Here is a 23,390-nt window from a genome sequence, read left to right as displayed (position 1 = left end):
ATTCTTAAAATTTTTTAAATTTGGGATTCGAAAAATACGAAAATTCTATATCAACCACCTTAACTTTTCATTTCATGAAAAAAATTACCTTACTATTACTTCTGTTTTTGGGAATGTTTTCAGGTTATAGCCAGGCGCTTCCTCAGAACTTCGATGCAGGCTTGCCTGCAGACTGGGTAGTCAAAAGCAGGCTCAATGGAACTGAAGTCTCTTCAGGCCAGGGACAGGCTCAGCACTGGCAGTTGAACACTGCTGCTTATCCGGCTTATTCGGCGCCCAATGCTGCATTCATTAACAATGAGCAAATCGGAATTGGCAACACTGAAGAAGATTTCCTGATTACATCGACCCAATCTGGCCCGACCAACGGGCAGATGCGTTTTTGGACAAGGCAGACTGCTAACTCAGACGAAAACACAATTTACCAGATTCGTGTGTCGACAACTTCTCAGACAGACCTTTCGACTTTTACCACGGTACAAGCCTGGACAGAAGCTGAACTTACAGATCTTACAGGTGATATTACGGCATATGAAGAGAAAGCGGTAAATCTTGACGCATATGCGGGAGGTAATATTTATATTGCGTTTGTAAGGATGTACACACAGCCGGGAACCCAAAGAACTGGTGACAGATGGTTGGTTGATGATGTGAGAATGGTACAGAAATGTGGTAAGCCACTAGATCTTGGTGTAATAGCTACAAGTATAGCCTCTACTTCTGCAACAGTGAAATTTACTAACACTGCTGTCGGAACTACTAATTTTGAAATAGAATTTGTTCTTGATACTGATGATCCGACTGGTGTTGGAATTCCGTTTACTGCTACAGGTACCAACATTACTTATAACGGAACAGGTTTACTCCCTGGACAATGTTATAAATTTTTAATAAGAGCGATTTGTGATGGCAATAACCCGAGTGATTGGGCATGACCGTTAACTTTCTGTACAAAACCATTAGGTTCGGTTTGTTTCTGATCCTATTGTAATTCCACAGATTCCTTATCAAACAAACGATAATACCATTAATTATGGTGATGATACCGATGTTGCGCAAAGTAATTCATGTGGTGCACAGCCGACGGGAACCAATTACCTTAATGGAAACGAAGTTTATTATACTTTCATTGCTCCGTTCGACGGTATTATTAGCGTCAATATGACGCCGATAGGAGCTGCTTCTACGACATCGTCAGTTTTTGTTTATAACGCTTGTCCGGTTGCGGGTACACCATGTATCGGAGGTATGGCCAACGCGGGTGTCACGGTAAGAAATTTTAACATAACGGTAACAGCTAATAGCCCTTATACGATTGTGATTTCTTCGGCGCCACTCAGACGATCGCTTATAACCTTTTGCTACAATATGAAAATTGTACACCAAAACCAACAGCTTTAGCTGCAACACCGGGTCTTAACGTAAATGCAGATCCGACACCGGATGAATATTATGCAGATTTATCTTGGACAAGTAATGAATTCAATGCTTGGCAAGTTGCTGTTCAGGATGCCGGACAACCGGTGCCAAACGGTTTGGGAACTTACACTTATGTAACTTCGCCAAATTACCATGCGTCTCCACTGTTAGCGGCACATCAATATCAATATTGGGTGAGGGCAGAATGTAGCCCTGGCTCAAATATCTATACAGCCTGGGCGGGACCGTTTTTATTCAACACGCCTATTTGCGCACCTGAATTCCAATGTACCCACACATTCAGGTTAAGAAATACAGCTGCTGGCGGATGGCACAATGGTAGAATGGAAGTACGTCAAAACGGAATTACAATTGCCACTTTAGGATCGACCTTAACAGGTACAGGCCAGAGTGATGTGCCGGTCACTTTGTGTAGTACTGTACCTTATGAAGTCTTCTGGACTGTTGCAGGTACAAGTCCACAACAAATGATCCTCGAAGTACTGAACAGTTTTGGGCAAACCATTTATACGAAACCCGCCGGAACAGGTACACCTGGCTCATCAATTATCACTGGTGAGGTAAACTGTACGACACCGCGTTGTGATATTCCTCCGACAAACGTTACTGTAAATACAATTACTACTACAGGCGCAACCATTCAATGGGTTGCTCCAGCGACAGAAACCTATGGTTGGGATATTTATGTTGTTCCTGCCGGAAGCCCTGCTCCGACAGAGTCAACAACGCCAACCTATGATAACGTAACTTCAATTACGCCAACGTCTCCGTTTTCATTTGCGACAACTATTCCGTTACAGCCCGATCATTCATACGATGTATATGTGAGGGTTAATTGTACTCCGGTTCCGTCTGCCCTGGTCTAGTCCAACGACTACGTTTACAACCTTGCCGACTTGCTTCAAGCCAACAAACCCTGTGGTTGTTGCAGCGAGTATTGACTTGAATACGGCTACTTTTACCTGGACACCCGGACAACCAACGGATACTCAGTGGGAAATGCTTTTCATTGCAAGTGAAACCCCACCAGCTACGCTTCCTGATAATAGTACACCACCTACAGTGACAGGAATTATGGCGCCGACTTATACAGCGACTACTCTTTTACAGGCTCAAATTTATTATGTATATGTAAGAACATATTGTGCGGCTACAGACCAGAGTGTCTGGGTGCCGTTTACAAAGTTCAATACCAAAACCTGTAATACCGCAGATAAGTGTAACTACAAATTCGTGTTGACCAATACTGATGGAAATACATGGAATAATGGTAGAATGGAAGTTACACAAAACGGAATTCTTATAGCAACATTAGGTGCAAACAGCGTCAATGGTGCACCAGTTTCGGTTGGACTGTGTCATAACATTCCGTTCAAGTTAACCTGGACAGTAGCCGGAACGGCTCCGGAAGAAATAGGTATTTCTGTTCAGAATCCTTTCCTTGACGTAATTTATACAAAACCGGCAGGAACAGGAACTCCACTGACTTTATTGTATACAGCTAATACGAATTGTACGCCTGCTCCGTGTTCTAAACCAACCGGAATGACGGCTGTTGCATCTGCAACAAGCGCTATGTTGAGTTGGACAGATAATGCAACGCCTCCAACAGCACTGTTCGATGTTTATGTAGTACTGACTGGCGGAACACCTCCAACAAACGACCCGGCAACAACGCCTACGTTCTCTGGTGTGCCAAATCCATTTAACCTTACAACGTTTAACGGGCAGCCATTAACACCATCAACATCTTATACCTATTATGTAAGAGCGGTCTGTTCAGGAACTGAAACCAGTACATGGACAATCTTAACGCCATATACATTTATTACAACACCTTTAAATGATAATTGCGCCAATGCAACTCCGGTTACTATTAATCCGGCTCAGGCTTGTTTGCCTGCTAACCTTGCGCCAGGTAATACTTATGGTGCTACTGCAGCTAACTTTACAGTTACGCCACCATTAGCAGGAGCTGGTTGTGGTACGCAAACCAGCAGAGATGTTTGGTACAGCTTTGTTGCAAATTCAACTTCGCAGACAATTAGTCTTTCGGATATTGTACTTGCTCCGGGTACGCCAAATACATTTAAATTGAACTTTGCTGTATTTTCAGGAACTTGTGACAACATGACAAGATTACTGTGCAGTAATGCAAATGTCGCCGGAATTACCAACCTTACAGTAGGCCAAACCTATTATATCAGGGTTTATAACGCTACAGAAACGGCTAATCAATCGGCAACATTTAATCTGTGTATTATTTCGCCTCCGGCAAATGATGAGTGTATCAATGCTGCTCCGGTTACCGTAAGCACGGCACAAACCTGCGACCCTGCAACTTTAGTGTCGGGAAGTACTTTCGGATCTACAGCTTCGTTACCTGTAATTGCTGCACCACTTGCGAATTGTGGCCAAACCAATAATGATGTTTGGTATAAATTTACGGCATTAGCATCTTCACAAACCATTAGCATCAGCAATGTTGTTCCGTCTCCGATTGGTGATAACGTAAGATTGAATTATACTGTTTTCTCAGGGACATGTTCAAATCTCACAAAATTATATTGCAGCAATAATTACACAAGTATTGCTACAAACTTAGTTCCTGGTGATGTATATTACATCAGGGTCTATACATCAAACAACAATCCGTTACAGTCAGCAACTTTTGATTTGTGTGTTTCTTCTCAACCTGTAAATGACAATTGTCTTGGAGCACTTCCGGTAACAGTCAATACAGGCCAAGATTGCTTGCCGGTTAATATTGTTCAGGGTAATACTTTTGGTGCTACTGCATCATTGCCAAATCCACCTGTAACTGGTGCGGGTTGTGGACAAACAAATAATGATCTTTGGTATAGTTTTGTTGCCGGTTCTACGCAGCAGACCATTACATTAAGTTCGATTGTTCCTTCGCCTGCAACTGCCAATTTCGCATTGAATTACACGGTGTTTTCAGGAGATTGCTCCGGTTTGACTAAACTGTATTGCAGTACCACAAATACGAGTAATGCGACAAATTTAACTATCGGTAACACTTATTATATTAGAGTTTACATAGCTACAAATACTGCCGATCAATCTGCAGAATTCCAATTGTGTATTACTTCGCCTCCTGCAAATGACGATTGTGCTAATGCAATTGATACACTGGTAAATCCAACGGCTGAATGTAATTTGAACTCTTTCGGAAATACACTAGGCGCGACAGCATCAACACCAACAATTACCGGAACGGCTTGTACAGGTACAGACGATGATGTTTGGTTTAAATTTACAGCAACGAGCGGTACAATTCATCACAGTTAATCCGTTATTGTCTTCAGGAAGTACAGTTGAGCTAAATCATACTGTTTTCTCAGGAACGTGTGGTGCTCTGACTACACTTTATTGCAGCGCTGCTTCAACAAGTGTTGCAACAGGCTTGACCCCTGGTAACGTTTATTATGTAAGGGTTTATACCAAAGGTAATGCTGTTGGGCAATGGGCAAGTTTTGCATTCTGTGTGAAATCTCCACCGCCTCCGGCAACGAACGACGAATGTATTACTGCAATTCCGGTTCAGGTGAATGCAAGTGGTCAATGTCAATTCACGACAGGAGGCAATCTTATCGGTGCAACTGCATCTACTGTTCCAAACTCACCACCAACCTGTACAGGAAATGCAAATGACGACGTTTGGTTTAGTTTCGTGGCTGGCGCCGATCAGCATTTCATTAACTTAACTGACGTGGAAGGAACTACTACCAACTTAAATTTTGCGGTATATTCTGGTACTTGCGGAGCATTGGTAAAAGAGTTTTGTAGTGATCCAAACTCACTTAATAACAGCTTCACCGGTTACGTAGTAGGACAAACTTATTATCTTAGAGTTTGGTCTAATGCTGCACAAAGTCAAATAGTAACGTTCAATGTTTGTATAAAATCAGTTTCAACTTGTGAAACTGCCGAGCCACTTTGTGCGGGCGGACTTACACAGCCATTGATTTTCCCGAATACTACCGGTACAACCGGAATCGGGCAAGTTGCCTGTTTATTCTCTGCTCCAAACCCTACATTCTATTACCTTCAGGTGAATGAGACCGGGGCATTGACATACGAAATCAGACAGAGTACAACTACCAACTTTACCGGGAACGGTATTGATGTCGATTTCGCGGCATGGGGCCTTTCCCGAGTCCGCAAAGTTGCGACCAGGTTGCTCTTGAAGACTGTCCGGAATGTATAAACAATACAGATCCAAACGCTGTTTACCCAGTTGGAAATATCGTAGATTGTAGCTATGATGGCGCTTTCACGGAGACCTTACATATTCCAAACGCTACTGCAGGAGAATATTATCTGATTATGGTTACCAACTTTAATGGTGCCGCTGGTTACATCAGATTGTACCAGACTGATTTTGGAGTTTCCTGGCACTGGTACATCAACAAACTTCTGTTGTGACGTTAGTATTCGACCGGATGTTATTGGATGCGGAAGCTACACGCTGAACGCAATCGCATATTCGGCAAGTACGCCTAACTCTTACCAATGGTATTTCAATAACAGTGTTATTCCGGGCGCTACTAATGTACTTTATGAAGCTACGCAATCCGAAGTTTATAAAGTAGTTGGTACTTGCGGTTTGAATACCGATACAGACGAAATCAGTGTAACTATCGTTCCTGCAATTGTACCAGGTACAGTTGCTGATTATGTTGTGTGTGACGATGCAGTTCTCGATGGACTTGCTTCATTCAATCTGTCAAATTTGAACACCCAAGCATTAGGTGCGTTGCCAGCTGATGAATACACGGTAACCTATCATCTTACGGCTGAAGCAGCTGCTTTGGGACAGGGAGCTTTAGATCCTGCATTTACTAATACTGTTCCTTTTGATCAGACATTATATATAAGAGTTACAAAAGGAGACCTTCCAACATGTTATGAAGTGATCACAGTTCAATTGCACGTAATAGCTGTTCCTTTGGGATCATTCACTTATTCTGCAAATGAATATTGCAACAACATTGGTACTAATCCTTTCGCAACACCAGACACAGGTGCATCCTTAGGAACATTTACAGCTGATTCTCCAAATCTTTTCTTTGTAGCGGGAACTACTAACGGAGAAATTGATTTGGCTCAGACGCTGCCTGGAACATACGTTATTACCAATACACTTATTGGAACAAACGGTTGCCCGGATGTAACAGCTACTTTTACGGTGACAATTACGGCACCGGTTGCAGCAGATTTCCATTATCCTGCAGAATTCTATTGCAGTAACGGAACGGAAACTCCTGCGCCAATAATGGACGATGCAAATGCTGCAGCTGTAAGTTCGTTTACTTCTGATTCCGGATTGATTCTTGATGCTGTAACAGGTATTATTACAATCAACGGAAGTACAGTCGGGACACATACAATCACCAATACGATTGCTGCTGCAGGCGGATGTAGCCAGGTTGTTGCAACAACAACAATTACGATTACACAACTGCCTGATGCTTCATTCACTTACAATGTTAATTATTGTAAAGATACAGATTCAGACCCGACACCTTTGGTAACTGGTGTAGCCGGTACCTTTACAATAAATTCAACTGCTGTGACAATTGACCCTGTTTCAGGTAAAATCACACTTGAAACTGCGCCTACCGGCAGTTACATTATCACAAATACCGTAGCAGCTGCTGATGGTTGTGGTCAGGTAACAGCAACATTCACTATTTTGATTTCTGCAAATGGCGTAGCTGATTTCAGCTATGTTGATGGAACTTACTGTAAAGCTGCTAACGCCACTGCATCGCCAACATTTACCAATAACGGTACCGCTGGTGTCTTCACATTCACACCGGCAGGATTGGTGATCAATGCCGCTGGTGTTGTAGATCTCAATTTGAGTGCTGTTGGAACTTATGATGTTACCAATACAATCAACGGAACAGGTAACTGTACAGGAGACGTTGCTACTGCGACGATAATCATCGTAGAACAGCTCGTTGGACAGATTTCTTATAACGGGCAGCTTTCTGTAAATCTGTGACAACTCCTCAAAGCGTAACAAGTTCGGAGCCGGGAGGCCGTGCAGTATACGGCAACTCCTTCAGGTTTGAGTATTGACGCGGCCACAGGTGCGATTACGCCAAGCGAAAGTACTGCAGGGCACTATACCGTTAACCATGCGCTTCCTGCAACAACAGGTTGCGAAGCTTTCATTGCTACTACGTCAGTAACAATCTATCCTGATTTCTTCATTACATCGGAAGTCGGTTGTGAAGGAAACAACTACGTATTGCGTGCGCTTCCTGCAAGTGGTTCTTTCGATCCATTGAATAGCACGTTCTCTTGGTCACCTTCAACATATACGGCTACGGATTCTCCTGATGCAATTATAGCAAATGTGCCTGGAACATATACCGTAACGGTGACCTCGAAGGATACGAACTGTAGCTCAACTCTGGACATCCCTGCATTTGACATCAGTTGCGCAATCCAGAAAGGTATCACGCCAAACAACGACGGCAAGAATGATTTCTTCGACCTGACAGTTCTTAATGTGAAACACCTTACGATCTACAACAGGTATGGAACGGAGGTTTACCAGCTGGCCAACTACAAGAATGAGTGGAAAGGCCAGTCGAATTCAGGCGAGGAGCTTCCGGATGCTACCTACTTCTATGTCATAGACAAGATGGATGGCAAGCAGGACACAGGATGGATCTACATCAACAGATAACTAGCAACAGCAATTAAATACTATGCCGGCCAAGGGCAGAACCAAGGCCGGTATAACCAAACAAACTTACAATGAAGAAAATATATCTAGCAGCCCTGATCGCACTTCTGTCCCTTGCGGATGTGAAGGCCCAGCAGGATCCGCACTACACGCAGTATATGTATAATATGAACGTCATCAACCCTGCTTATGCGGGCTCCAAGGAGAACCTTTCCTTCGGGCTATTGTACCGCAAGCAGTGGGTGAATGTAGACGGCGCCCGGAGACGTTCTCGTTCTCGGGATCGACACCTGTGGGCAAGAACGTGGGTATCGGACTTTCGCTTATCTCCGATAAGGATCGGCCCTGTGAATGAGCAGAACGCTTACGCGGATTTCTCCTACACGCTGAACCTTGGAGGTGAACTGAAGTTCAGGACTCGGACTCAAGGCAGGGGCAACCTTCCAGAGGATCGGGCTTTTCAGCGACATCAACGACGGCACGCTTCCGCAGGGCGATGACCTCGGGTTCAGCGAGGACAGCAACAACGTCTACTTCAACATCGGTTCGGGATTGTTCCTTTATACGAACAAGTGGTACTTCGCTGCCTCGGTTCCGAACATGCTCAAGGCGAACCACCTTGATTACGACGGCGTGAAATACGGTACGGAGACGCAGCATTACTTCATCACGGGAGGTTACGTATTCGATCTGAGCCCGAACATCAAGTTCAAGCCATTCGCGATGCTTAAATCGGCCTTCAACTCACCGAGCTCACTTGACGTATCGACGAACTTTTTGTTCAATGAGAAGTTCGAGATCGGTGCATCATACAGGGTAGACGACAGCTTCAGCGGGATGGTGAACTATGCCATCACACCATCGTTGAGGATAGGATATGCCTACGACCATGTGATCTCGGATTTGAAGGTTGCAACTACATCTTCACACGAGATCATCCTGTTGTTCGATTTGAACTTCCCGAAAAAGGTATCACGTTCACCAAGATATTTCTAACCTAAACCCACTACAGATAATGAAAAAACTATATATATTATTGAGTTTAGTGTTGGCAGGTACAACATCGCTCAAGGCTCAGAATAAGGATACTCAAAAGGCCGACAAATTGTTTGCGCAGTTTGAGTATGTAGATGCTGCAAAAGAGTATTTGGAATTGGTTAATAAAAGCAAAGCCGACAATTACGTATACAAACAATTGGCCGAAGCTTATTACAACATGTTCAACACAGCCGAGGCAGCCAAATGGTATGCAAAAGTGGTAACGCAACCACAAGACGCCGAGACTTATTACAAATACGCCCAGATGCTCAAAGCTAATGGCAAATATGAAGAGTCGAACAAACAAATGGCGAAGTTTGCAGAAAAAGCACCAAACGACCAGCGCGCGAAGACCTTCAAAGAAAACCCGAATTATCTTCCAAAGATATTAGACAAGCAAAAGTCTTTTAACGTGAAGAGCGTTGCCATCAACAGTGATAAATCTGAATTTGGAGCAGTGTTGGCCAACGACGGAAACCTGTATTTTGCCAGTTCAAGGAACAAAGCAAAAAGAATCGACGGTTACGATGAACCATTCCTTGACATTTACGAGGCTCCATATAACCTTGACGGCACTTTCGGTAAAGCTGTTGAAGTCACAGAACTCAACACAAAATGGCATGACGGCCCTGTTTCTATTACAGCTGACGGTAATACCATGTATTTCTCAAGAGACAGCCACGCAGTAAAAGAATACGAAAAAGACAAAAAAGCCAATGCTAAATTCGGTCAGGTTTATCTTTTCAAAGCGGTTAAGGAAAATGGAAAATGGGTGAATGCAACACAATTGCCATTCAACAACAAAGAATATTCAACCAGCGGCGCGAGCATCAGCAAAGACGGTAAGACTTTATATTTTACTTCAGATATGCCTGGCGGAAAAGGTGGCAATGACATCTGGAAAGTTTCTGTTAACGGAGACACATACGGAACACCTGAAAACCTTGGTGACAAAGTAAACACAGAAGGCAGCGAGCAATTTCCTTACATCACAGACGATGGTATCCTTTATTTCTCTTCAAGCGGCAGACAAGGCCTTGGCGGATTGGATGTATTTTCAATCGACTTGAACAAAGGAATTACCGGTTCCGATGCTGAAGCAAAAAATATTGGAAAACCAGTGAATACTGAAAAAGATGATTTCGCTTTCAGTTTCAATGTAGCGAAAAACATCGGTTTCTTCTCAAGTAACCGCAGCGGTACAGACGACATCTATGCAGCAGATCCTGTTTGTTCGGTTGAAGCTACAGTTGTCGTAACCGATAAAAAAACCGGAAAAATTATCGATGGTGCAAGAGTTGCCATTCTTGACGAAAAGAAAAACGTTATCCAGACCAAAACATCTAATGAATTTGGCGAAGTAGGTTATAACGTAGAATGTAACAAAGCCTACACCATTCAGGCAGCGAAAGACGGCTACGAAAGTGGCGTATTTGACCTTCCGAAAAACAAAGGCGGAAAAGCAAAAGTGGAAGCTTCGTTAAACCCAATCGATGTGATTGTGACAGAAAAAGAAGTTATTCTTAGCGATATCAATTTCGAATACAACAAAAGCAACATTACAGCGACTGGCGCTTTCGAATTGGATAAGTTAGTTCAGGTAATGAAAAACAATGAGGCGATGGTCATCATGGTTAAATCGCACACCGATAACCGCGGAAGTGATGCCTATAACATGGAACTTTCTGACAGAAGGGCAAAAGCTACAGTTCAGTATGTGATTTCAAAAGGAATCGCGGCAAGCAGAATCAGCGGAAAAGGTTATGGCGAAAGCGAACCGAAAATCGATTGTAAAGAAGCCTGTACAGAAGAACAACACGCATTGAACAGACGAAGCGAATTCCTGATCGTAAAGAAATAAGGAGTTTCTAAAAATAAAAAAATCCCGATAGCTATAGTTATCGGGATTTTTTATTGGAGAAAGTTTAGTTATCAGACGCAAACCATTCTGCAAAAGAAGTCTCGGTTTCCTGTAGCCTCAATGAAAACAACTGAATGTCTTCAGGCAAGCGTTTCTTGATTTTACCGGCGAAATCTGTGACCATATTTTCGCTTGTAGGCTGGTAATCGACGAGGATTACATGATGGCCGCGTTCTTTGAGTTCGTTGGCGAGTTCCACATGGGGTGTTGTCTGGTTGAAAACCGTGGCGTGGTCAAAGACATCGACGATTTCTTCCTTGACAATTTTTTTGAGGTCGGAGAAGTCGATCACCATTCCGAATTTGACGTTGTTACGGTCGGCGATTGGCGTGCCGATAACTGTAACCGACAGTTTATAGCTGTGGCCGTGCACGTTTTTGCATTTGCCATCGTAGCCATACAATGCGTGGCCGGTTTCGAAACTGAATTGCTTGGTAATCCTGATGTTGCTCATTGTGGAAATATTTACCGCAAATTTACGGATAAATGTGCTAATGAAAACAAATGCCCTAGCCCCGATAGGAGCAAGTAGCTTTTGTGGCTGGCGTTCAGCCGCAAAACTACTGCGGAGAGCGGGATTAGCTTCTAAAAAAAACTACTTCTTAAAAGCCGCCAATGCATTTTTGGTAAAATCTGAAAGCACCAGTTTTCCGGAAATCGCAGCCCTGTCAGACAAAAGCGTGTCCCAGTTTTCGGTGCCTTCCCAAAGTATTTTCTTCATTTCAGACAGCGCTTCCGGGTTGTAAGCGGCAAGTTTGCTGCAGAAATTGCCGAGTTCGGCATCAAGTCTTTCTGTGGTTTCGAAAACATTGGCGTAAAGTCCTTTTTGTAATGCCCATTCCGCTGTTTTCCATTCGTGAGCGGCAAGGGTGAGTTCTGCGAGACCATTGCGCCCGATTTTCTTTTCCACGACTGGCGAAATTACAAACGGACCGATTCCGATGGCCAGTTCTGATAGTTTTATAGAGGCAGCTGTTGTTGCCAGAGCATAATCACAGGCTGCTGCGAGTCCGACACCGCCGCCGACAGCTTTTCCGTGGATCCTGCCGACAATGAGTTTTGGGCACTTGCGCATGGCGTTGATGACGTTGGCAAAACCTGAGAAAAATGCTTTTCCTTCCTCGGCATTGTTGACGGCGAGCAATTCATCGAAAGATGCGCCGGCACAGAAGGCGCCATTTCCTTCGCTTTTAAGCATGATTACATTAATGTTTGGTGCTTGCCCCAGAATATTGAGTTCGTTTGTCAATCGCTTTAATAACGACGCAGGAAAGGAATTGGAAGCGGGATGCCCGAAGGTAATGGTAGCGATGTTATTGGAAATGTCTGTAGAAAGCGTGCCGTTTGCTGTTGTCATGTGTTGATTGGAAAGTTCCTGTAAATTTAATGAAATCCCGCAAACAAACCGTGAAATGCAATTTTTGGAAATTCTTTTTTGGATGTTGGTAAAAATTTGCAGTATATTTGCGCAGTTATGGGGGATTAGCTCATTTGGCTAGAGCGCTTGCCTGGCAGGCAAGAGGTGGTCGGTTCGAATCCGATATTCTCCACGAAAGCAGTGTCGTTTGGCACTGCTTTTTTTTATTGGGACGCGGATAATAACGGATAATAAAGGATTTCCGCGGATTTTTAAGTTTACGCAGAATTGTTTTTGCGAAGTTTTTTAAATCTATAAATATTGATAATCTTGGAAATCCGCGACCATCTGCTAAAATCCGCCTTTATCTGCGTTCAAAACTCAATTCTTCACCGTAACAGAAAATCCAAAACTCAAATCGTCCTGTTTATTCCATTTTCCCTGGCTGACCGCACGCGTAATAATCGGCGAACCATCATAATCGGCTAAAAAATGCAATCCGCCTTCACCCAAACCTTCAATCAGTTCAAGCGAAACAAAGAAATCTTCTTCGGCGACGATGTTATAATCGCTTAAATCGACCGTAAGTTCACCTTTTTTGATCGCACTCGTTACAATGATATTTTCCGTTAGGATGGTGTTGTTGGGCAATCCGTTTTTCAAATCATAAAAATTAAGTCGGAATTTTAATTCCTTGTAATGGTTGTAATCAACCATCGCATGAAACGCTTCGACATATGTCGGTTTCTTTTTTATTTTAACGACGATGCCGATTTCATTGCCCAAAACGTTATTGACAAAGCCCGCAGAAACTGTTTTTTTGCCGAGTTTATTGCCGAGACTACGAGTTTTAAGATTGCCGTTGATGACGACTTCTTTTAATTCAGAGACATTTTTTTCGAGATAGATTGTAGCATTTTGCGCATACTTCTTTTTGAAATCACCAACTTTGAACTCGACACTTTTGTAGCCAATGATAGAGATTTTTAAAGTTTCGTTATCGTATTTCCCGTCAAGCGGAAGGGAAAATTTCCCGTTGGAGGCAGATACCGTTCCGACATTTTTGTTGAGGATTCCGATGTTGACGTAAGCGATATTGTCGCCTGAATCTTTGTCTTTTACAACACCTTCGAAGATTTCCTGCGCCTTCAAATTGGCAATTCCGGAACAATATAAAAAACAGTATAAAGAGGCGTTTCAACATAATTTCTGAAATAAAGTGTAAAAGTAGTTATTCGGCTGCAGACGCCATTTATTTTTAGACGGATTTAAGAAAATCGAGCTTATGTAAAACAAAACTTCCGGAAGCGCAGCGGTAAACTGAACTTCCGGAAGTCATTGATTTGAATTCTATTTTTACAACTTCAAAATGAGTTTTTTGGTTGTTTCCACGCCATCATGGCTGATTTTCACATAATAAATACCTTCGGCAAAACCTTCGATATCGAGTGACGTTTTATTCGAAGAAGGAACGGCAGAACCGATTGTTCTTCCAAGATTATCAACAACTGTGATTTTATCGGCGGTAATATTTCCGGTTTCAACTACAAACAGACCACGGCTCGGATTTGGATAAATCAGGAGCATGTTTGAGAAGCCTGTTTCATCAATTCCAAGTGAAGTAACCTGTACGCAATCTGTAAAGATTGTACATGCCGGAGTGGTGATTTCAACCTGGTACCAACCGTTTTCAGTCGCGGTAAACGTTTGTGAAATAGCGCCATCAATCGCGATTGGATTATCTCCGCAAGCATACCATTGATAAACAGCGTCGGATTGACTAGCGGTAATATCAGCATTGTCTACCGTGATATTACTATCGACTGGCTGAATAGTGATGGTAAAGCTCGACTCTGCCGTACAAGCTCCGTTGGCGGTGTAAACGTAGATGGTTTGCGATTCAGAAATTTCGGTGTTTGCAGGAATCAAATTTCCGTTTCCATTGGATTCGGTATAATAATTTGCGTTTGCTAATTCCGGCAGAATGTAATCAGAACAACTTAGCACATCTTGAAATAGTGGTACTGATGGGATTTCGTTTACTGTAATCGTCATCGTTGTTGCAATCGCACATTGACCTGCGGATGGTGTAAAGGTATAAGTTGTCGTTGCAGTATTATTCAAAGCAGGCGACCAAACACCATGGATTCCATTATTAGAATCAACAGGAAGAGAGGCTAAAGCAGCACCCGAACAAATCGCCGCAACCTGGGTAAACGTCGGAACGACATTCGCAGGATTCACAGTAATCGTCATCGTCGTTGCAATCGCGCATTGACCTGCAGACGGTGTAAAGGTGTACGTCGTCGTTGCAGTATTATTTAAAGCAGGCGACCAAGACCCGTGAATTCCATTATTAGAATCAACAGGTAGCGCACTTAAACTAGAACCTGAGCAAATTGGAGCAACCTGTGTAAACTTCGGAGTAACATTTCCGGAATTTACAGCAATTGTCATCGTCGTCGCAATCGCACATTGATTGGTATTCGAAATCTTCACATTATCAATTTCCCAGGTTGAAGATGCAGTGGTTGTGGATGTATATTTGAAGGCAATATATACATGCTCAGCGCCCGTACCAGTGAAATTTGAAATATCTATGCCTCCTGAATTCGCAAAAACATAGTCGCCCGAGGATAATGTCGCACCGGTTAAAACAGTCCATGTTCCCGCAGTTGCCGGATTTCCGGTACCGTTGTAATCTTTAGAAATCAATGCCACAATCGGGTTGCCGTTAAATTTGTAAGCCGTATCGAAAGAAAGTGTTGTCAATCCGGTAACCGAAGTAAGATTTTGTGCAGGTGAAATCAGCCAATCCTCGTTGTTTTGATTACCGGCATTATAGCCTGAAATTTTAGCCATTCCGCCGGGATTTCCAAATGTAGCTCCGTACGTCCATGTTTCTGCGCCGGTTACGCTGTATGTCGACCATGCACCAAAACCGGTATTGAAACCTTCATTAAATAATGAAACGCCTGCCGTAAAGGTATAAGTCGTCGTCGCAGTGTTGTTAAGTGAAGGCGACCAAGTTCCGGTTATACCATTGTTGGAAGTCGTAGGTAAAGCATTCAAAGCAGCGCCCGAACAAATCGCTGCGACCTGCGTAAATGTCGGAACAATATTCGCAGGATTCACAGTAATCGTCATCGTCGTTGCAATCGCGCATTGACCTGCGGATGGTGTAAATGTGTACGTCGTCGTAGCGGTATTATTTAAAGCAGGCGACCAAGACCCGTGAATTCCATTATTAGAATCGACAGGAAGTGAAGGTAAAACTGATCCTGAACAAATCGCTGCAACCTGGGTAAACGTCGGAACGACATTCGCAGGATTCACAGTAATCGTCATCGTCGTTGCAATCGCACACTGACCTGCGGATGGTGTGAATGTGTAAGTCGTCGTAGCGGTATTATTCAAAGCAGGCGACCAAACACCATGGATCCCGTTATTTGAATCGACAGGAAGAGAGGCTAAAGATGCACCTGAACAAATCGCTGCAACCTGGGTAAATGTCGGAACGATATTCGCAGGATTCACGGTAATCGTCATCGTTGTTGCAACAGCGCATTGACCTGCGGATGGTGTAAATGTGTACGTCGTCGTAGCGGTATTATTCAAAGCAGGCGACCAAACACCATGGATTCCGTTATTTGAATCGACAGGAAGAGAGGCTAAAGATGCACCTGAACAAATCGCCGCAACCTGGGTAAATGTCGGAACGATATTCGCAGGATTTACGGTAATCGTCATCGTCGTTGAAATCGCACACTGACCTGCGGATGGTGTGAATGTGTAAGTCGTCGTAGTCGTATTATTCAAAGCAGGCGACCAAACACCATGGATTCCGTTATTAGAATCGACAGGAAGTGAAGGTAAAACTGATCCTGAACAAATCGCCGCAACCTGGGTAAACGCCGGAACTACATTCGCCGGATTCACAGTAATCGTCATCGTCGTTGCAATCGCACACTGACCTGCGGATGGTGTGAATGTGTAAGTCGTCGTAGTCGTATTATTCAAAGCAGGCGACCAAACACCATGGATTCCGTTATTAGAATCGACAGGAAGTGAAGGTAAAACTGATCCTGAACAAATCGCCGCAACCTGGGTAAACGCCGGAACTACATTCGCCGGATTCACAGTAATCGTCATCGTCGTTGCAATCGCACATTGACCTGCGGATGGTGTAAAGGTATAAGTTGTCGTTGCAGTATTATTCAAAGCAGGCGACCAAACACCATGGATTCCATTATTAGAATCAACAGGAAGTGTAGTCAAAGCAGAACCCGAACAAATTGCTGCAGCCTGGGTAAACGTCGGAACGACATTCGCAGGATTCACAGTAATCGTCATCGTCGTTGCAATCGCACATTGACCTGCGGATGGTGTAAATGTGTACGTCGTCGTAGCAGTATTATTCAAAGCAGGCGACCAAGACCCGTGAATTCCATTGTTAGAATCAACAGGAAGAGAGGCTAAAGCAGCTCCCGAACAAATCGCCGCAACCTGGGTAAATGTCGGAACTACATTCGCCGGATTCACAGTAATCGTCATCGTTTTTGTAGTAGCACATTGGCCAGCCGACGGCGTAAAGGTGTAAGTGGTCGTAGCTGTATTATTCAAAGCTGGCGACCAAACACCATGGATTCCATTATTAGAATCAACAGGAAGAGAGGCTAAAGCAGCTCCCGAACAAATCGCCGCAACCTGGGTAAATGTCGGAACGATATTCGGCGGATTTACCGTAATCGTCATCGTTTTCGTCGTTGCACACTGACCCGCAGCAGGTGTGAAGGTATAAGTCGTCGTTGCAGTGTTATTCAAAGCAGGCGACCAAGTACCATGGATTCCATTATTAGAATCTACAGGAAGCGCATTCAAAGTAGAACCTGAACAAATCGCTGCAACCTGCGTAAATGTCGGAACGATATTGGCAGGATTTACGGTGATCGTCATCGTTGTTGTAAGTGCACATTGTCCCGCAGCCGGTGTAAAGGTGTAGGTAGTGGTTGCCGTATTATTCAAAGCTGGCGACCAAGAACCGTTAATTCCGTTATTAGAATCAACAGGAAGGGGTGCTATCACACTATTCGGGCAAACTGCCGCCACCTGCGTAAATATCGGTGTGATATTCGGGCAAGGCGAAAAAGTACACTTAATATATTTACTTCGGCTTACATCTTCCGCAGTACAATTGGCGTCTTTGTTAATGTGATAACGGATAATTCCGGAGTAACCGCCGGAATACCAACTGATCGGAGTAGTACCGGCTGCTAAAAGCTGGCTTCCGGTTTCATTGGTTATCGTAATATAATCGGTTGCCAATGAACTCGAAAAAGTATAGGCTGTAGCATCATTTACACTGACATTCGAGAATTCTCCCGCCAGGCATAATCGGTAATAACCTCTGTAGTTCCTGAACAGGCAGGTGTGTAAGTCGTCAAAGGATACAATCCGTGCGTCCCGCCGTTACAACCCGGACTAACAGTATTAACCGTTGTAAAAGTACCACCGTAAACCCAGGCACTTGCTGAAGTCTCACACATAGTGCGCACCCAGTAAAAATAAGTCGTCTGGGCATTAAGTTGGTACAATATTCTGTAATTTCCGCTTGCAGTATCCGTCGGAATGGTATTTTCGTTTGGAGGCGTATTATTTGGCGAAGCATAAATTTGGCTGTATACCATCGCAGTTGTCGGATTCGTCCACGAGATTTTAGCAGCCTGAGAGGTAATGTCCTCCGCTGAAAGATTTGAAGGTGTGCCACAGACAATCGGAGCATTACAAGTCACATATTTAAACCTGTAATCGCCGCCATCGGTACCACAATATACATCTTTACTCAGGTAAAATCTGACAGTTCCGGTTGTTGAACCCGAAGGCCATACAAGCGGTGTAGTTCCATAACCCAAAACCGTATTTCCGGCAGCATTCGTAATCGTAATATAATCAGTTGCAACGCCACTGGTAAAGGTATAAGTCGTATTGGCTGCAATAGTCACATTTGAATATTCACCATGACGGCCCAGTATCAGTAATCAAAGTCGCATTTCCATTACAAACCGGAACAATCGTATCAGGCGGGAACAACACAGTACCTCCGATACAACCCGGTGAATTCGTCGTAAAGCTGCCATACAACTGCCAGCCGCTTGTACCATTGGCACAATAGGTTCTCATCCAATAGTAGTAGAACTGGTTGGGTTGAAGTCCGGTGTAATTGTAAGTATTCTCAGTCGTCATGTAATTGCTCGCAGGCAAACTATTGCCCGGCGCAGTAGCAACCGGTGAAATATAAATTTCGTAGGCATTCGCCAACCCCGTCGCAGGCGCTGCCCATGTCAGATTAACAGATTCCGACGAAATTTGCGAGATGCCAACCTGAGAAGGTGCACCGCATGAACCCGCCGTTGCACAGGTAATATACTTTATCCTGTCGACTGCCTGTGAGCCGCAGGCACCATTCGTGTGCAGGTAATACCTGATATTTCCGGAAATATTGCCCGAAGACCAAAGCAACGGTGTCGTGCCTGAAGCATAAACCACACTCCCCAATTCATTCGTAATCGTGATATAATCTGTCGAAACAGAACTTTCAAACCTGAATTGTTTATTGGCAGCAATGTTCACATTCGTAAATTCACTTGCATATGCATTCGTGATGATGGTCTCCTTTGATCCCGTACACGAAGGTGTAAATGTCCACGATGGATAAACGCCATAAGTCGCGCTGTTGCAATTCAAAACCGGTAAAGTCGTGAAAGTTCCCGGAACCAGGCACTCCTTCCCGGAAAGCAATTCGAACGCACCCAGAAATAATAGGTCGTATTTGCATTCAATCCCGTGATGTTGGTTGACAAACCGTTCATCACCTGGGTGTAGTTGGAACCGTTCCGGAGGCGTATTTGTTGTCGAATAATAAATATGGTAATTCTGCGGCGCTATCGCCGGAGCCGACCAAGTCAACGTTGCCGATGTCGGCGAAATGTTTACTGCCGCTACCGAACCCGGAAGCCCGCAAAAAGTTTCGCATGACATTCTTCTTACACGGTCAACATCCTGAGTACCGCAATTGCCATCTGCGTGGATGTAGAAACGGATTACTTCTGCAGCCGATGATGTCCACGTGAATGGCGTAACACCTCTTCCGTAAATCACGCTTCCATCTGTATTGGAAATCGTAATGAAATCTGTTGCAACAGAACTCGTAAATGTATAGGCCTGATTGGCGATTACGTTGATGTTCGAATATTCTCCCGCCCAGGCATTTACCGTAATCAGGTTGGAAGTTCCTGAACAGGTTGGGCTGAAAGTCTCTGCAGGAAACAATTCCCCTGCCGTACATCCCGGAGCAAGATCACATTTGATGAATTTCGTCCTGTAAACATTTACAAATCCGCAATTCTGGCTGGAGTGGGTGTAGTACCTGATAACACCCGTCATTGGCATGAACCCCAGGTCACAGGCGTTGCGCCCGTAGCATAAACGACCGTTCCGTCGGCATTCGTAACCGTGATATAATCTGTCGAAACAGAACTTGAGAAAGTATATTGTTTGTTCGGAATGACATTGATATTTGAGAACGTTGACGGCAGGGCGGTAGCCGAAATCACATCAGTTCCGTTGCAAGTCGGCGTGAAATTATCCGCAGGCCATAAACCGGCATACGCGCCGTTACAGCTCTGGAATGCAATCGTATTGAAAGTTCCGCCCACCCACGCACTTTTCAAATCGCCGCAATTAGAACGGATCCAATAGTAATAAGTCGCGTTGCTGTTCAGATTGCGAAGCAGATAAGTCGTCGCGTTGAAATTGTCAAACAATGCCTGGCTGGCAGTCGGCGGCGTGCTGCTGGTCGAATAATAAATATCATATCCGTCAGACGGAATCTGCGAAGGCACCGTCCAGGAAACTTTAGCCGAATTCGATGTAATGTTCGCCACTGTCAATGCCGATGGCACCAGGCAAACCGGCGGCGGAATGCACATTACCGTTCTCGTCCTGTCAACATCCTGCGTACCGCAATCCGCATCTGTATGGATGAAGAATCGCACCGTTCCGCTGAATGCTCCGGTATTCCACGTCAGTGGCGTCGTTCCGAAAGCATAAACGGTATCCAGTGGGTAATCTACATTTGTAATAGTGATGTAATCTGTCGCAACTGAACTTGCGAAGGTGTACGTTTTATTGGCAAGAAGTGCTACTGCAGAATCTTCTCCGGCCCATGCATGTGTTGTAATGACTTCAGGCGCAGAAGTACAAGTTGGCGTAAAAGTGGCATTCGGATACAGATCCCCAACATTACAGCCGCCTGCAAAAGTCGTGAAACTTCCACCTGAAACCCATGCGCTGTTGCCTGACGGACAAACTGAACGTACCCAAAGGTAATAGGTCGTCGCCGGCGTCAGTCCGGTGAAAGTATAAAAGTTGTCGGTTACGGTATTTCCTGCCGTTGGAAGATTGTCATCCGGAGTGGCAGCTGAAGTGGTGATATATGGTTGATAAGCCGTGGCAGCACCATTTTTCCACGTCAGATAAACCGACTTGGCCGCTTTGTTATAAATTGCCAGGTTCGAAGGTGCGTTGCAATAAGGCGTACATTTCATGCTTTTCCATCTTGTAGAAGACTCAAATCCGCCACAGGCTACCTGGGTGTGGATGTAATAGCGCACCGGTCCGGCGAAAGAACCTGAATTCCATGTCAATGGCGAAGATCCTTTGGCCAATACCGCTGTACCTCCAATATTGGTAATCGTGATATAATCTGACGAAACGTTACTTTGAAACAAGTACTGCGTGTCTGACGAAAGCGTTACATCTGAATATTGGCTGGCGCGCGAAGTTTGCGTAATGGTCTCTAAGCTTCCGGTGCACTGCGGCACGAACATTTCCTGAGGATTTTTGCCGTAGTAAGCGTTGTTGCAGCTTTGATATATATCTGCCAATGTTGTAAAAGAGCCACCGGAAATCCATGGACTGCAACCTGCTGCACGTAGTAATAATAAGTCGTATTCGGCTGTAGTGCCGTGATAACGGTGCTTGTCGGCGTGCGGATTTCGGTCAGCGTACCAAAATAAGTCTTGTAGGGCACATCATCCGCAGAAACGAAATAGGACGCATTTGAATTCGTCGCCTGGTTCCAGGTAACGGTCGCCGAATCTGAAGTGATATTGATTATTTGTATGTTATTTTGCCATTCACAAGTCGTAACAGCGCTGCAACAGATTGATTTTGTTCTGGCAACAGCTTCCGCTCCGCAGTAATCCGAAGAATGGAGATAATAGCGTACAATTCCACTATAATTACCTGAAGTCCAGTAAAGACTAACCGTTATCTGTAGCAAGAAGCGTGGTTCCGTCTTCTGTAGTGACGCTCATGTGATCACCATTTACAGAACTTGAAAAAGTATACAGCCTGTTCGGAATAATATTCACTAAAGAATACTGGCCTCCCCAGCTATCGGTAACGATATTTTGCGTCGTGCCGTTATCAGCCGGAGTAAAAACAGTTTCCGGATACATGCCGTAATAGGCACCATTGCAAAACAGGCTTACAAGGGTCGTGAAATTGCCGCCAACCCAGTTGCCTTTTGAAGTGCTGCTACAGTTAGAACGAATCCAGTAATAATATTTCGTATTGGCTTCAAGCTCGTTAATCAGTTTTGAAGTCCCGCTCGCAACGCTCACTGTCGGAACAGTTGCAGCAGTTGGTGCAGTCGCAGTTGTAGCATAATAAATGTCATAACCGCCGGCTGGTGCCGAGGCAGGTGCAGTCCATGATAATTTTACTGAAGTAGAGGTGATGTTAAGCACATTCAAATCTGTCGGAAGTCCGCAGATAAAAGGAGCAGCAGTAATGGTTTTTGAACGCCCAACTTCCTGAACACCGCAAGCCGCATTAGCGCTGATGTAATATCTCGCTATGCCTGAAACGTTTCCTGATAACCAATTCAAAGGCGTCGGCCCTGAAGCGTAAACGGTTGTTCCTGCCTCGTTTGTAATGGTAATGAAATCGCCCGGCATCGACGTTGCAAAAGTATATTGCTGGTCGTTTAAAATAGTAACTTTTGAAAACTGTCCTGCCCAACTGTCGGGAGTGATTTCTTCCGGAGTTCCTGTGCCCGCAGGCGTGAAGGTCGTTGCCGGATACATCCCGTGATAAGCGCCGTTGCAGTTTAAAGACGCGATTGTTGCAAAATTCCCGCCCGCAACCCACGGACTTTTAGTCGCGCCACAATTCGTACGCACCCAAAAATAATATGTCGTCGCCGGATTCAAATTTCGAACCGGATCCAACGCTGTAGAAGTGCTTGTGTAGGTAGCAGCAGTCGCCACCGTTGGAGCAGTCGCCGTTGTACTGAAATAAATATCATAACCCGACCCTAAAGCGGCAGTCGGAGCTGTCCATGATAATCTGCAAGAATTCGAGGTAATATTTGAAGCGGTCAACGCCGTTGGCAATCCGCAAGAACCCGACCGGCCACAGCGATATACCTTGTTCTGGAAACATTTTGCGTCCCGCAAGCCGAATTGGTATGGATATAATATTTGATTGTCCCTGTAACCGCGCCTGAAGACCATGATACCGGCGTCGTTCCGCTGGCATAAATGGTGCCGCTCGTGTTCGCAATGGTGATGTAATCAGTCGCCACAGAACTTGCAAAAGAATATTGCTTATTGGCCACCGCGGTAAATTGCGAATATTCCCCGCATAAGCATCTGCAGTGATGGTTTCAAAACTACCGGAGTTTACCGGAACATAATCAGCCGTAGGATATTTTGTCCCGCCGGTGCCGCATTGCCCGAATACATTCGGAATGAAAAATAAGAAAGCCAGAATACTAAAAAAGGTAATTTTTTTTATCATAAAATGGGTTATAATTTTTCCCTACTCGTAAAGCTTTTCGG

At 44.4% G+C, this 23,390-nt stretch carries 20 protein-coding genes and 1 tRNA gene; 11 read left to right on the top strand and 10 right to left on the bottom strand.

Going from position 1 to position 23,390, the window contains the following annotated elements; genetic code table 11:
* Positions 1-74 precede the first annotated feature (74 nt).
* The 10 genes from ACSLFW_RS02990 to ACSLFW_RS02945 all read left to right on the top strand — a co-directional run bounded on the left by ACSLFW_RS02990 (position 75) and on the right by ACSLFW_RS02945 (position 11,066).
* Entirely contained in the window at positions 75-935 is an 861-nt protein-coding gene (locus tag ACSLFW_RS02990) for a choice-of-anchor J domain-containing protein (RefSeq protein ID WP_436554585.1), read from the top strand.
* 423 nt (positions 936-1,358) lie between these two features.
* Complete coding sequence (locus ACSLFW_RS02985) at positions 1,359-2,306, top strand: hypothetical protein (RefSeq protein WP_436554584.1); 948 nt, start codon at positions 1,359-1,361, stop codon at positions 2,304-2,306.
* 52 nt (positions 2,307-2,358) lie between these two features.
* The gene (locus ACSLFW_RS02980; protein WP_436554583.1) at positions 2,359-4,752 is read left to right on the top strand and encodes a hypothetical protein; all 2,394 of its coding nucleotides are present in this window, start codon (positions 2,359-2,361) and stop codon (positions 4,750-4,752) included.
* Positions 4,700-5,671: a hypothetical protein gene (locus ACSLFW_RS02975; protein WP_436554582.1), complete on the top strand. Its 972-nt coding sequence runs from the start codon at positions 4,700-4,702 to the stop codon at positions 5,669-5,671. Before ACSLFW_RS02980 ends, ACSLFW_RS02975 begins: the two co-directional genes overlap by 53 nt.
* Positions 5,605-5,889 carry a hypothetical protein gene (locus ACSLFW_RS02970; RefSeq protein WP_436557507.1) on the top strand — a complete coding sequence of 95 codons (285 nt, stop codon included), beginning with the start codon at positions 5,605-5,607 and terminating at the stop codon, positions 5,887-5,889. Before ACSLFW_RS02975 ends, ACSLFW_RS02970 begins: the two co-directional genes overlap by 67 nt.
* Positions 5,807-7,474: a hypothetical protein gene (locus tag ACSLFW_RS02965; protein WP_436554581.1), complete on the top strand. Its 1,668-nt coding sequence runs from the start codon at positions 5,807-5,809 to the stop codon at positions 7,472-7,474. Before ACSLFW_RS02970 ends, ACSLFW_RS02965 begins: the two co-directional genes overlap by 83 nt.
* A gap of 66 nt (positions 7,475-7,540) precedes the next feature.
* Entirely contained in the window at positions 7,541-8,167 is a 627-nt protein-coding gene (locus ACSLFW_RS02960; RefSeq protein WP_436554580.1) for a gliding motility-associated C-terminal domain-containing protein, read from the top strand.
* Positions 8,168-8,238: 71 nt separating this feature from the next.
* On the top strand, positions 8,239-8,667 hold the full coding sequence (locus ACSLFW_RS02955) for a type IX secretion system membrane protein PorP/SprF (RefSeq protein WP_436554579.1): 429 nt from the start codon (positions 8,239-8,241) through the stop codon (positions 8,665-8,667).
* Positions 8,618-9,163 carry a PorP/SprF family type IX secretion system membrane protein gene (locus ACSLFW_RS02950; RefSeq protein WP_436557363.1) on the top strand — a complete coding sequence of 182 codons (546 nt, stop codon included), beginning with the start codon at positions 8,618-8,620 and terminating at the stop codon, positions 9,161-9,163. Before ACSLFW_RS02955 ends, ACSLFW_RS02950 begins: the two co-directional genes overlap by 50 nt.
* A gap of 19 nt (positions 9,164-9,182) precedes the next feature.
* Positions 9,183-11,066 (top strand): OmpA family protein, encoded by a 1,884-nt coding sequence (locus ACSLFW_RS02945; RefSeq protein ID WP_436554578.1) that lies wholly within the window; start codon positions 9,183-9,185, stop codon positions 11,064-11,066.
* Between the two features lie 64 nt (positions 11,067-11,130).
* On the opposite strand, the gene ACSLFW_RS02940 is transcribed toward ACSLFW_RS02945, so the two are convergent.
* Both ACSLFW_RS02940 and ACSLFW_RS02935 read right to left on the bottom strand, forming a co-directional pair.
* The gene (locus ACSLFW_RS02940; protein ID WP_436554577.1) at positions 11,131-11,580 is read right to left on the bottom strand and encodes a 6-pyruvoyl trahydropterin synthase family protein; all 450 of its coding nucleotides are present in this window, start codon (positions 11,578-11,580) and stop codon (positions 11,131-11,133) included.
* Between the two features lie 141 nt (positions 11,581-11,721).
* The gene (locus ACSLFW_RS02935) at positions 11,722-12,483 is read right to left on the bottom strand and encodes an enoyl-CoA hydratase/isomerase family protein (protein WP_436554576.1); all 762 of its coding nucleotides are present in this window, start codon (positions 12,481-12,483) and stop codon (positions 11,722-11,724) included.
* Positions 12,484-12,602: 119 nt separating this feature from the next.
* On the opposite strand from ACSLFW_RS02935, the gene ACSLFW_RS02930 reads away from it, so the two are divergent.
* Positions 12,603-12,676: transfer RNA gene (locus tag ACSLFW_RS02930), tRNA-Ala, on the top strand.
* A 188-nt stretch (positions 12,677-12,864) separates the two neighbouring features.
* On the opposite strand, the gene ACSLFW_RS02925 is transcribed toward ACSLFW_RS02930, so the two are convergent.
* The 8 genes from ACSLFW_RS02925 to ACSLFW_RS02890 form a co-directional block, all read right to left on the bottom strand.
* Positions 12,865-13,635, bottom strand: a complete 771-nt coding sequence (locus ACSLFW_RS02925; RefSeq protein ID WP_436554575.1) for a carboxypeptidase-like regulatory domain-containing protein — start codon at positions 13,633-13,635, stop codon at positions 12,865-12,867.
* A 204-nt stretch (positions 13,636-13,839) separates the two neighbouring features.
* A complete protein-coding gene (locus ACSLFW_RS02920) occupies positions 13,840-17,808 on the bottom strand; it encodes a choice-of-anchor J domain-containing protein (protein ID WP_436554574.1) in 3,969 nt (1,322 codons plus the stop codon).
* A 32-nt stretch (positions 17,809-17,840) separates the two neighbouring features.
* Positions 17,841-18,485, bottom strand: coding sequence for a fibronectin type III domain-containing protein (locus ACSLFW_RS02915; protein ID WP_436554573.1), 645 nt, complete (start codon positions 18,483-18,485; stop codon positions 17,841-17,843).
* Between the two features lie 10 nt (positions 18,486-18,495).
* On the bottom strand, positions 18,496-19,932 hold the full coding sequence (locus ACSLFW_RS02910; protein ID WP_436554572.1) for a fibronectin type III domain-containing protein: 1,437 nt from the start codon (positions 19,930-19,932) through the stop codon (positions 18,496-18,498).
* Positions 19,923-21,371, bottom strand: coding sequence for a fibronectin type III domain-containing protein (locus ACSLFW_RS02905; protein WP_436554571.1), 1,449 nt, complete (start codon positions 21,369-21,371; stop codon positions 19,923-19,925). The genes ACSLFW_RS02910 and ACSLFW_RS02905 overlap by 10 nt, the downstream gene beginning before the upstream one ends.
* A complete protein-coding gene (locus ACSLFW_RS02900) occupies positions 21,341-21,826 on the bottom strand; it encodes a fibronectin type III domain-containing protein (RefSeq protein WP_436554570.1) in 486 nt (161 codons plus the stop codon). Before ACSLFW_RS02900 ends, ACSLFW_RS02905 begins: the two co-directional genes overlap by 31 nt.
* Positions 21,807-22,931 carry a fibronectin type III domain-containing protein gene (locus ACSLFW_RS02895; protein ID WP_436554569.1) on the bottom strand — a complete coding sequence of 375 codons (1,125 nt, stop codon included), beginning with the start codon at positions 22,929-22,931 and terminating at the stop codon, positions 21,807-21,809. The genes ACSLFW_RS02900 and ACSLFW_RS02895 overlap by 20 nt, the downstream gene beginning before the upstream one ends.
* Positions 22,928-23,167 (bottom strand): hypothetical protein, encoded by a 240-nt coding sequence (locus ACSLFW_RS02890; RefSeq protein ID WP_436554568.1) that lies wholly within the window; start codon positions 23,165-23,167, stop codon positions 22,928-22,930. The genes ACSLFW_RS02895 and ACSLFW_RS02890 overlap by 4 nt, the downstream gene beginning before the upstream one ends.
* Positions 23,168-23,390: the final 223 nt, after the last annotated feature.

This window comes from Flavobacterium sp. 3HN19-14 (genome assembly GCF_051373205.1).
GTDB lineage: Bacteria > Bacteroidota > Bacteroidia > Flavobacteriales > Flavobacteriaceae > Flavobacterium.
This window is presented reverse-complemented; position numbering and strand designations above follow the sequence as displayed.

Bases quoted from the DNA above. Each gene is read 5' to 3' on its own strand.
- ACSLFW_RS02970 (WP_436557507.1), top strand. From the start codon at position 5,605: ATGGGGCCTTTCCCGAGTCCGCAAAGTTGCGACCAGGTTGCTCTTGAA.
- ACSLFW_RS02935 (WP_436554576.1), bottom strand. From the start codon at position 12,483: ATGACAACAGCAAACGGCACGCTTTCTACAGACATTTCCAATAACATC.
- ACSLFW_RS02975 (WP_436554582.1), top strand. From the start codon at position 4,700: ATGATGTTTGGTTTAAATTTACAGCAACGAGCGGTACAATTCATCACA.
- ACSLFW_RS02940 (WP_436554577.1), bottom strand. From the start codon at position 11,580: ATGAGCAACATCAGGATTACCAAGCAATTCAGTTTCGAAACCGGCCAC.
- ACSLFW_RS02990 (WP_436554585.1), top strand. From the start codon at position 75: ATGAAAAAAATTACCTTACTATTACTTCTGTTTTTGGGAATGTTTTCA.
- ACSLFW_RS02945 (WP_436554578.1), top strand. From the start codon at position 9,183: ATGAAAAAACTATATATATTATTGAGTTTAGTGTTGGCAGGTACAACA.
- ACSLFW_RS02955 (WP_436554579.1), top strand. From the start codon at position 8,239: ATGAAGAAAATATATCTAGCAGCCCTGATCGCACTTCTGTCCCTTGCG.
- ACSLFW_RS02965 (WP_436554581.1), top strand. From the start codon at position 5,807: ATGGTGCCGCTGGTTACATCAGATTGTACCAGACTGATTTTGGAGTTT.
- ACSLFW_RS02910 (WP_436554572.1), bottom strand. From the start codon at position 19,932: ATGCCAATGACGGGTGTTATCAGGTACTACACCCACTCCAGCCAGAAT.
- ACSLFW_RS02905 (WP_436554571.1), bottom strand. From the start codon at position 21,371: ATGTTCGTGCCGCAGTGCACCGGAAGCTTAGAGACCATTACGCAAACT.